We start from the raw sequence: 3,078 nt of genomic DNA, 5'->3' as shown, positions 1-3,078 counted from the left end.
AGGACTTCGCGGTCGCCCCCGACGGCGCGACGGTCGTCACCGGGTGGTGGCTGCCGCTCCCGCGCGGCGAACGCCGCTCCGAGCTCGTCGCGATCGACACGGCGACGGGGGAGCGGCGCCGGCTCGCCGGCGCCGACGGGTTCGACTTCCTCCGCCCCGTCGTCTCGCCGGACGGCCGCCACGTGGTCTGCGTGCGCGAGCGCCACAACAGCCTGGACGAACCGCCCGGCCAGACGCTGTGGATCGTGCCGATCGACGGCGGTGAGGGCCGCGACCTGACGCCTGACCTCGACCGGTGGCCGTACGACGCGATCTGGTCGCCGGACGGGCGCTTCGTCTACTGCGCCGCGTACGACCAGGGGCGCGCGCCGGTCTTCCGCGTGGAGGTCGCCACGGGCGAGGTGGCCCGGCTGAGCGGTGACGACGGCGCGTACGACCTGGTGGACGTCTCCCCGGACGGGCGGTACGTCTACGCCGTGCGGTCGGCGATCGACGCGCCGCAGGCTCCGGTCCGGCTCGACGCGGCCGCCCCGGGCGGGGAGCCGCAGCGGCTGCGGCTCTGGGACGCGCCGGAGCTGCCCGGGATCCTCACCGAGGTCACGGCGACGGCCGCCGACGGCACACCGCTTCGCGGCTGGCTCGTGCTGCCGGCCGGCGCGTCCGCCACGTCGCCGGCGCCACTGCTGCTGTGGCCGCACGGCGGACCGTACGCCAGCTGGAGCCCCTGGGCGTGGCGGTGGAACTGGTGGCTGATGGCCGCGCGCGGGTACGCGGTCCTGCTGCCCGATCCCGCGCTGTCGCTCGGCTACGGGCAGGACTTCATCCGCCGCGCGCACGGCTGCTGGCCGGAGCCCGCGTACGACGACCTGATGAGCATCACCGACGCCGCGATCGCCCGCGACGACGTCGACGCCGACCGCACCGGCGTGATGGGCGGCTCGTACGGCGGCTACCTGGCCAACTGGATCGCCGGGCACACCGACCGCTTCAAGGCGCTCGTCACGCACGCCGGCGCCTGGCCGGTCGAGACCTTCCTCACCTCCGACGAGGGGCACTACTTCGTCCGCGAGTTCGGCGATCCGGCCGAGCGGCCCGAGCGCTGGGCCGCCAACGATCCGGCGCGGCACATCGCGAACATCCGTACGCCGATGCTCGTCATCCACGGCGACCGCGACTACCGGGTGCCGATCGGCAACGCCCTGCGGCTGTGGTGGGACCTGATCCGGCACGACGTGGAGGCGAAATTCCTCTACTTCCCGGACGAGAACCACTGGATCCTCACGCCCGGCAACGCCACGGTCTGGTACGAGACCGTGTTCGCCTTCCTCGCCCAGCACGTCCTGGGGGAGGAGTGGAGGCGCCCCGACCTGGTCTGAGGCACCTCCGCCGTCGCCGGGGCGGGGTCAGCGGCCGACCGCGTTCTCGTACGCGCGCAGGGTCGCGACGAACATCGCCCGCTGTTCGTCGGTGAGCGGTTCGAGCGCCGTGCGCCAGGCGCGCGCGCCGTTGGCGAGCCACGCGTCGACGGCGGGACGGCTGTCCTCGGCGATGCTCACGATCGTCCGGCGGCGGTCGGCCTCGTCCTCGCGCCGCTCGACCACGCCCTTACGGCTCAGCTCACCCACCATGAGGCTCACCGTGGTCGGCGCCACCTCCAGCCGGGCGGCGAGTTCGTTGACGCCCTGCGGCCCGTCGAAGAGCAGGTAGGACAGCAGCGACAGGTGCCGCGGCGCCAGGTCCAGCGATCTCAGCCGCTCCGGCACCGGCGTGCGCTTGGCGCGGCCGACCAGGCGCGGCATCAGCAGCAGCAGCGTACGGATGCCCTCGTCGACGCTCAGTCCCGTTGACATACCTTGATCTCCAAAATAGCTTTGCTTGCAAAGCAAATGTGCATCGCACTCATCGTCTCGGAGGCTATCGGCCCATGTCGGACTGGAATCAGAAGATCATTGAGGAGTTCCGGGCGAACGGCGGAGTGGTCGGCGGCCCGTTCGAGGGCACACCCCTCGTCCTGCTGACCACGGTCGGCGCCCGTACCGGCCGGCGTCACACCACTCCGGTCACCTGCCGGAGCGACGGCGGGCGGCTCCTGGTGTTCGCCTCCAACGCGGGCGCCCCGGCCCATCCGGCCTGGTACCACAACCTGCTGGCCAACCCCGGGGTCACCGTCGAGACCGGCGAGGAGACCTACGCCGCGACCGCTCAGCCGCTCGAGGGCGCCGAGCGCGACGCGCTCTACGCGCGCCAGGCCGAGATCGCCCCCGCCTTCGCCGACTACCAGGCCGGGACCAGCCGGGTGATCCCGGTCGTCGCCCTCTACCGCGACCAGCGTGCCCGCGCGCTGGGGGACGAGCTCGTCGCCATCCACCGCGGCATGCGCGGGGAACTGGCCGGGATCCTCGCCGCCGTGGAGGACCTCGCCGCGGGCCGCCCCGCGACCTCGCCGCCCGACGACCTCGCCGCGCGGCTGCGCTCGCGCTGCCTGTCCTTCTGCGCCGACGTCCACGCCCACCACGACAACGAGGCGGGGCGCGGCTTTCCCCTTCTCGCGCAGCGGTACCCGGGCCTGGAGCCCGCGCTCGCGGCACTCGGCGAGGAACACGCGGTGCTGGCGGGCATCCGGTCGCGGTTCGAGGAGGCGCTGAGGCGCGCCGCCTCGCCGGGAGACGTGCTGGGCGAGCTGCGCGGGCTGGCCGAGGAGATCGAGGCGCACTTCGACCGGGAGGAACGGCGCCTCGTTCCGGCGCTGAACGCTCTGTAACGCCGCGGAGGATTCGGGCGCCGGACGCTGTCGCGGCGACCGCCTCGGCTCGTAGGATGCGGCGGTCCGTTCCGGTGATCTTGTCGCCGGACCGCATCCGAGGAGGCAGAGATGACCGTTCGGCGTGGGTGGGTCTCGGCGGGGGTGGCGCTGGCCGTCCTGTCGGCCGGCACGGCGTGGGCCGCGGAGCCGTCGGCGGCCGGCGTGCCGCAGACCCGTACGACGCGGGCCCTCGCGCCCGGCGTCCCGCTCACCGTGATCGTCCGGGGTTCCGTCTCGCCCGGCGACTACTACACGGTCAACGTCGGGATCCCGAC

Annotated in this window: 4 protein-coding genes; 3 read left to right on the top strand and 1 reads right to left on the bottom strand. The window is 73.5% G+C overall.

The features are described 5' to 3' along the window. Window positions 1-1,376, top strand: a 1,376-nt coding sequence (locus ACFFNX_RS46385) for a S9 family peptidase (protein ID WP_378212735.1), incomplete at its 5' end; no start/stop codon positions are given. A gap of 27 nt (window positions 1,377-1,403) precedes the next feature. Here the strand turns inward: ACFFNX_RS46385 and ACFFNX_RS46380 are convergent. After that, on the bottom strand, window positions 1,404-1,850 hold the full coding sequence (locus ACFFNX_RS46380) for a MarR family winged helix-turn-helix transcriptional regulator (RefSeq protein ID WP_378212734.1): 447 nt from the start codon (window positions 1,848-1,850) through the stop codon (window positions 1,404-1,406). Between the two features lie 74 nt (window positions 1,851-1,924). Here ACFFNX_RS46380 and ACFFNX_RS46375 point away from each other — a divergent pair, with 74 nt between their 5' ends. Then, window positions 1,925-2,761, top strand: a complete 837-nt coding sequence (locus tag ACFFNX_RS46375; RefSeq protein WP_378212733.1) for a nitroreductase/quinone reductase family protein — start codon at window positions 1,925-1,927, stop codon at window positions 2,759-2,761. Window positions 2,762-2,872: 111 nt separating this feature from the next. Then, on the top strand, window positions 2,873-3,078 hold a 206-nt coding region (locus ACFFNX_RS46370), incomplete at its 3' end, for a hypothetical protein (RefSeq protein ID WP_378212732.1).

Source organism: Actinoallomurus acaciae (genome assembly GCF_042429965.1).
Classification (GTDB): Bacteria; Actinomycetota; Actinomycetes; order Streptosporangiales; family Streptosporangiaceae; genus Actinoallomurus; species Actinoallomurus acaciae.
The sequence above is the reverse complement of the archived record's forward strand: the minus strand, read 5'-3'. Positions and strand labels throughout refer to the sequence as shown.

What these genes read in the sequence shown, in the direction of transcription:
- ACFFNX_RS46380 (WP_378212734.1), bottom strand. Translation starts at nt 1,850, where the DNA reads ATGTCAACGGGACTGAGCGTCGACGAGGGCATCCGTACGCTGCTGCTG.
- ACFFNX_RS46375 (WP_378212733.1), top strand. Translation starts at nt 1,925, where the DNA reads ATGTCGGACTGGAATCAGAAGATCATTGAGGAGTTCCGGGCGAACGGC.